Origin of the sequence: Citrobacter sp. Cpo040, assembly GCF_030332915.1 — a bacterium.
In the GTDB taxonomy this organism is placed as follows: Bacteria; Pseudomonadota; Gammaproteobacteria; order Enterobacterales; family Enterobacteriaceae; genus Citrobacter; species Citrobacter portucalensis.
Map to the genome: position 1 here is coordinate 37,504 of NZ_JAOWGX010000026.1, position 6,584 is coordinate 44,087.

At 50.5% G+C, this 6,584-nt stretch carries 6 protein-coding genes; 2 read left to right on the forward strand and 4 right to left on the reverse strand.

What is annotated here, in order from left to right; genetic code table 11:
• Positions 1 to 48: 48 nt before the first annotated feature.
• The 4 genes from OGX86_RS00970 to OGX86_RS00985 all read right to left on the reverse strand — a co-directional run bounded on the left by OGX86_RS00970 (position 49) and on the right by OGX86_RS00985 (position 3,668).
• On the reverse strand, positions 49 to 615 hold the full coding sequence (locus tag OGX86_RS00970; protein WP_003827046.1) for an NADPH-dependent FMN reductase: 567 nt from the start codon (positions 613 to 615) through the stop codon (positions 49 to 51).
• Between the two features lie 30 nt (positions 616 to 645).
• Positions 646 to 1,392 (reverse strand): 4'-phosphopantetheinyl transferase family protein, encoded by a 747-nt coding sequence (locus OGX86_RS00975; protein WP_048227371.1) that lies wholly within the window; start codon positions 1,390 to 1,392, stop codon positions 646 to 648.
• Positions 1,393 to 1,558: 166 nt separating this feature from the next.
• Entirely contained in the window at positions 1,559 to 2,518 is a 960-nt protein-coding gene (gene yidZ / locus OGX86_RS00980; protein WP_003827051.1) for an HTH-type transcriptional regulator YidZ, read from the reverse strand.
• On the reverse strand, positions 2,487 to 3,668 hold the full coding sequence (locus tag OGX86_RS00985; protein ID WP_128316826.1) for an MFS transporter: 1,182 nt from the start codon (positions 3,666 to 3,668) through the stop codon (positions 2,487 to 2,489). Before OGX86_RS00985 ends, yidZ begins: the two co-directional genes overlap by 32 nt.
• Before the next feature lie 184 nt (positions 3,669 to 3,852).
• Between OGX86_RS00985 and OGX86_RS00990 the strand changes: the two genes are divergently transcribed.
• Positions 3,853 to 5,904 (forward strand): lipase family protein, encoded by a 2,052-nt coding sequence (locus tag OGX86_RS00990; protein ID WP_128316827.1) that lies wholly within the window; start codon positions 3,853 to 3,855, stop codon positions 5,902 to 5,904.
• A gap of 169 nt (positions 5,905 to 6,073) precedes the next feature.
• The coding region (locus OGX86_RS00995) for a hypothetical protein (RefSeq protein ID WP_286639055.1) at positions 6,074 to 6,584 on the forward strand (511 nt) is incomplete at its 3' end.

Consider the following 6,584-nt stretch of genomic DNA (forward strand, 5'->3'; position numbering starts at 1 on the left):
TATTTGCCCATATATCAACAAGCCCGGCATATCGCCGGGCTTTTTCTTTTACGCTTTCACGCGCTGAATGTAGTCGCCAAATGCGGTCAATTGACCGGTCAGATGGTCCAGCGTGCTTTGGTCGATCACTTCACCTGTCTGCGGGTCTACTTTGTTCTGAATGACGCCGCCCATAAATTCCGGCTTGTTCATTACCATGGCGTCGAGGAATACCAGGATCTGACGCAGATGATACTGGCAGCGCGCGCCGCCAATAGCGCCCATAGAACTGGTCTGGATCAGCACCGGCTTACCCGATAATGGCTGATCGGGCAGGCGGGACAGCCAGTCAATGGCGTTCTTCAGTCCGCCCGGAACAGAATAGTTATATTCAGGAGTGACGATGACGACACCGTCAGCCTTTCTGATTTGCTCAGCCAGTGCTTCTACGCTGGCCGGAAAACCCTCTTCCTGTTGGAGGTCGGCATCGTACAGAGGGATATCACCAATCGACGGCAGCGCGTTCACTTCCATTCCCGCTGGAGCAATCTTGGGCAGCGTACGGGCAACCATTCCATTAAACGAACCTTTGCGCAGACTTCCCAGTAACGTAACAACATTCAATGTTTCAGACATGGTGGCTCCTGTTTCATCATGAAGGTTAAATCAAAGCGTATGGCTCTTCGCTGCACATAATTGAGAGAACCGGATCAGACGACCCGTTGGCTCATTGGCGCGAGTCTGGATATCAGGCAAAATTTTCCAGTCCTGTTTACCATCAAACTCCCAAACTTTGAGTTTTTCAATGGTTGGCGTAACCGCAACTGACCACACCAGTACATCTTCCGCATCGCAAATGGCTTCAACCTGCGCCACATGGGCACATTTCAGGCGCCCTGCGCCGGGTAAAAGCTGGAGCTCGCGCGGATCGTCATTGCACACATCGCCAGTGAGTTTGAGTACGCTCTGGCGCAATGTAATGAGCTGCGCGCGTGCTTCGTTGGGGTCGTTTTGGTTATTGATCCACAGGTTTTCGTTACTGGAGAAGCGCCACGTTTCCGCTGAATTTGGATTGTGAAACCCGCGGGTGGCCCGCTGAAGTTCCATATCCAGGCCGCACGTTCCTTCAGTTGTTAGCACAACACCGACGATATTCCCGGCATAGGAAATCGAAAAACCCGGCAGGTTCTTATCGCGAAAAACGGGCTTACCTTTGGCCTGAGTAACAATTTCGGGCAGCGTGCTGGTGCCGTAAAGCATAAACATCAGTTCAGCGAGAAGACTTCGGGAAGCCAGGAAACGTGTCCGGCGATGAGCGGGTAGATCTCTTGCTTCGATATGACATGGAGAAGGGAGGCGAGCTGAAACCAGGTGTCCCTCCGTAAGAATCCCTCTGGCAAAATGTGTCGCCATTTGTCGCTCCGTGATTAATGGTCCGTGATTATTACCAGAGTAACATTTACACGGCTTCCGGGCAGGCTTTGCTGCCCAAAAACTAAGCGAAAATGGGCGACATTACGCGATATTTACATTTCTGTTGCCAGAATGGTCGATTTAGCAACACCAAAATGAAGGATCGTCAGGAGATATCGCGATAAAGCGCCTTGATCGTGTCTTTTAGCCAGACGATCTTAGGATTGTGGCTGTTGCGTTTATGCCAAAGAAGAGTGAACGGTACGCGCATTTTTTCCAGTTGCGCCGTATCAAATGGCATCGGCCGTGCAACGAGTGGAAGCTGGTGGAGTTGGTTATAACGCTGGCAATAGACCGGTGCGGTGGCTATCAGCGCGTGATCCGGCTGCGCGGCCATAAACAGCGATTGCTCAAAACCGGGCAGACATAACGCGATATTGCGTGCGCGTCCCATTTCTTGCAGGACTTCATCCAGCGCCCATGTATCGCTTTGTTCCCAGCTAATGCTGATGTGCGGATAGCGCAGAAAGGTGTCCAGATTCCACTCTTCCTGCAGTGCGGGATGATCTTCACGTAGCCAGACGCAGGGCAGATCGGAAAACAGCACTTCATGGTCGATCGACAATGGCAACAAACTCAGCAGTTCGCGCGAACGCGGATGGCTTTCGCGCCCGGTAAAGCCAATATCCACTTCACCGCGAATAATGGCATCCAGCGAATCATAGTCCCAGTTGCGTATTTTGATTGTCGCCTGCGGATAGCGCTGATAAATCTGCTGGGAGAGCGCATTGAACATGATCATTACTAACGGCGTTTCGGCCGCCAGATCAAACTTCAGCCCGCGTGGAGACTCATGGTGTGGCTTATCGAGCAACTGATTGCCCATCTGCATCCATTCAGCAAGGCTCTGCTCCATGCTGACCATCAGCGGCGTCGGTGATAGCCCCAGCGGGGTGTTCACAAACAAGGGATCGTCAAACCAGGTCCGCAGCTTCGACAGCGACTTACTGACCGCCGACGGTGTGACGTTCATCCGTTTGGCGGTTTTAGTGACGCTGCGTTCCTGCATCAACAGCTGCAGGCAGAGCAATAAATTAAGATCGAGACTGCTGAGGGATTTCTTCATGAGTTGGCGCGGACCGGTTAGGTGCAACAGTGATAATCAGCATGATACTCACTATGCTACAGCCAATCAGAATCCCGATCAGCATATTCAGCGCATCAAGGCCAAGAACCGCCGCCAGCCAAATCCACAGAGAGGAACCGCAAACCTGGGCAATACCTAATGCCGAGCTGGCGACGCCCGCGCGCAGCGAGAACGGCCCAAGCGCCTGGCTCATCGCAACACCGAAGCCGACCGAGAATCCGGCGCAGATTAACGTCAGCCCGAGAAGCGTTACTGCGTGTGAAGTGGCAAGGGTTAACACCACGCCGGCACACAGAAACAGCACCTGTGAGGTCAGCATCAGAACGCGAGGCTTAAATACGCTCAGAGCAAATGGCGTAGAGAAAGAGACCGCCATACTGATGCCTGCGGTCATGGCCATCGTGGTGGCATACTCACCACGGTCGAAGCCCATCACTTCCATCAGCAGCACCGGAGACGTATTCACGAAGGTCAGGATCACCGACACGCTGAGGGTGGTAATGGCCAGACGGCTTAAGAAAAAGCGGTTTACCAGTGATTCGGTCGTGTGGTTCTTTTCCGTCGTCGCCATAAGCGTTGCTGGGCGCGATTCTCGCAGGACAAACACCGACAGCAGGCAAACAGCCACACCCATTCCCATCATCGTGTAGAACAGGCTCTGCCACGGGTATTTGAGCATGATCAGATGCCCCATCACCGGAGCCAGCACCGGCACGATACAGGTAATACCGTTCAACAACGACAGTACCTTCGCCCGACGGCGATCGTCGAGTGTGTCGCGCAGGATGGCGAAAGCCACCACGTAGCAACAGCCCGCACCTACGCCCTGAATAAAACGACCTATGAGGAATGGCGTACCGCTTTCGGCGAAAGAACATAGCGCAGAGGCGAAAATAAAGATGAGTGCGCCGACTATGGCGACCGGTTTGCGACCTGACTGGTCGGCAATTTTACCGGCGAACAGCATCGCCGTCGCCATTCCTGCCAGATATACCGAAAACGCGATATGCAGTTGCGCCTCGCTGGCCTGTAAATCGGCAGCAATACGGGGCAGCCCCACCAGATACATATCAATACCGGCAGGATAAAGAAGAACCAGGGCGAAACTGCAGATTAGAAAGCGTGTCATAGCGACCTCATAAGAAATGTGGCGCTAAGCATACGGTCAGAGAGTCAACAGCACGAGTTGCCATTTGGACAACAGTGATTTCCTGTTAGGAAATTATTATTGATTCGGAATGTATTTATATTGGTTAAGAAATGTGCGAGATAAGATGAATTAAATATAACCATGCAAAGTTAAAGGGATTGGTGTGGAAATAGTTGGTGATAATACTTGTGTTACGAGTATAAACCCGAAAGGAAAAATCGTTTACTGTCGTGGAGAACAGCATAAATACTGGCTTGAACTGCAGTTCGTCGATGAGAACAACATTCCTGTATGCGGACTTAATGTCAGGCTGGAATATCGTCCGCTGACATCATCAGTGTGGCATCAGCATGAAAACAGCTACAGCCCAACGCCTCCCCCCAACCCTCCGGCGGGCGTTACCGACAATCAAGGATTGGTCCGGTTTGATGATCTTTACTGGATAACTGTAGACGTTAAGACGGATGGGCAGCAACTGGCTGACGAGATGACACTGCGGCCACTGGGCGTCAGGCGTAATCCTAACAGCCAGCCAGAGAGTAAAAATATGTTCTGGTCGGGCCTCCGTGACAATAGCTGGCGATCGAATGTACAGGAAATAACAGAAGCGGCTAATCATGTGTATCACTATGTCACTATCGGGGAGTTATGCGACCGCCTGCCGTTGATTGAAGGCTGGGATGAACCGGAGGCTCCGGAATTCCATTTCCCACCGAATCGCTCCTTGAAGGGGACGGAGATCCCCTGCGAGTTACTGGAAAAAAGACACGTTATTGAAATCTGTCCATTTCGGGCATGGGTATTGGCATTGCACGACACAAAAGACTATGACCTCACCAACGCACTGAATCTCGGCATTATGGCTGACCTGGTTTATGCGGCAGAAAAAGTTAATAAAACTATCAACTATTTCTTCCGGAATAAGTGTCAGGATCTATCATGCATTCCTCAGTTTGCTGAATTTCCTTCCTGGTACCACACGTTGGCGGTCGATGTTCCTTTTCATGACCGCTATCTCCCACCAGTGTATCTGAGCACGAAAGATAGTGATCAACCGGAGGGGGACTCCCGGCTCTTTACGGTGGAATGTGGCACGCATGTGCTGGTTGCATGGTGCGGGACTGATAGTCTGTTGAATGTGCTAACTGATTTATCATTTGCACCAAAACGTTGTTTGCCGGAACTGGCCGGGGCGGGAAATGTTCATGGAGGATTTCTGGAGGCTTATGAGCTAGCCAACAGGAAATTTGAGGATAATTTGAATGCGGTTAATCGGGCTTTAGAGCAAGGAACGAAGACGCTATTTATTTGTGGTCACAGCTTGGGGGGAGCTTTGGCATTACTTTATGCTGCCGAGATGAAAGTCAGTCATCCCATACTGTATACCTACGGAATGCCGCGTACATTTACCCGTGCGGCCATATCTTTTCTGGACAGCATTACCCATTACCGACACGTCAACGACAATGACTCAATTACACAAATCCCTCCGGATGCTGATTTGGATAACGCTTTTTATAAGAAATGGGGACTGCTGGGAGACAAGCTGGGGTTTGACTGGTCACTGACGACTGCTGCCGGTCTTGGGGGGGCAGTTCGGGATCTGACTTATCAGTCTGTGGGACTTATAGATAAAAAAGATCCTTACTGGCATCACGGTAAAACGGTGGTTTTTTTCTTGGCTGAGCAGTGTTCAATGCGGGTTGCCAGCCCGAACCACAAAACTCTACTTGATGGACAGATCTACACGCGCCATTTTGTGGGGGTGAAACTATATCTGGTTCCTTCTCTGAATGATGAATGTCTGAAATCTAGCGGTAAGCATCAGGAAACGTTCATCCAGTGCCTCGCACCGCATGCTCTGACAAAGACCTTTCCGAAAAATACCAATCCAACGCTGAACGGTTTAGGTACGGACCCGCAAAACCATTCGATGGCGCACCGCTATTTGCCCTACATCCATAATCAACTGCTTGAACTGGCAAATCCGGAGCTAAAGATGAGAAGAAAAGAAATGCGGATGCGCTTTCGCGATGAGGTTGAGAAAAGTGCATCCAGTAACGGGCAGCCGGATGAGATCCAGCGTAACCGTGAATTTCTGATGCTTCAGGATTTACTGCCGATAGCCCTGCAACTCACGGAGTCTGATGAAATTGGCCGCAATGCCCTGACCCGTTTCGCGGCGGTGACGGAGGAAAGCGTTGAATTATTTTAATAGAATTAACGTCATTGTGTTAACTATCGCACTACTTTGTGGGTGCAGAGATAAGACAGATCAGACGCTTTCCCCTCCTGATAATGCCCGACGTGTCAGCGTTTCATTCCGGATGCCAGAGGGCATCACTCTAATGCCGATGCAGGTTTTTTACCGCTCTGAAAAGTGTATGGATAAAAGCTATAACTCCAGCTTTGAATCTTACCCTGTCCGGGGATACAACGGTTTTACGCAGCCTTTCGTCCGGCAGGGTATGGGGGGGCTGTGGCAGATCAGTATTGCCATTGATGGTGGCGGGCCGTGCCAGTGGCAGCTAAATTCACTGAGAGTAAGTTTCAGGATTGCGGATAATATTCCACTGGTGAAAGGAAAAGAAGTCATTGAGACCAGTTATATCTTTGATTTTGGAAATTATGGCCTCAGTGACGGGTATGGGACAGGGAGGGCAAAAGAGGTCAGTGGAGATCTTGACTTAAAAACGGATTATTTCCCTGAAGTATTTATTAGCCATTTATTTAATCAAACAACATTGAACTTATTTGGTGGAAATACCGGCCCTGAAAAATGGCGAAGGCGTTTTCGGCTTAGGAATACTCAAACCATTCTTATTGAGCCAGTCATTCATTTCGATAAAGTTGTTACTTTGACACCTCCAGATGCTCCAGGCAAACTTACGGCAA

Coding starts and splice junctions, on each gene's coding strand:
- OGX86_RS00970 (WP_003827046.1), bottom strand. CDS start 615: ATGTCTGAAACATTGAATGTTGTTACGTTACTGGGAAGTCTGCGCAAA.
- OGX86_RS00975 (WP_048227371.1), bottom strand. CDS start 1,392: ATGGCGACACATTTTGCCAGAGGGATTCTTACGGAGGGACACCTGGTT.
- yidZ (WP_003827051.1), bottom strand. CDS start 2,518: ATGAAGAAATCCCTCAGCAGTCTCGATCTTAATTTATTGCTCTGCCTG.
- OGX86_RS00985 (WP_128316826.1), bottom strand. CDS start 3,668: ATGACACGCTTTCTAATCTGCAGTTTCGCCCTGGTTCTTCTTTATCCT.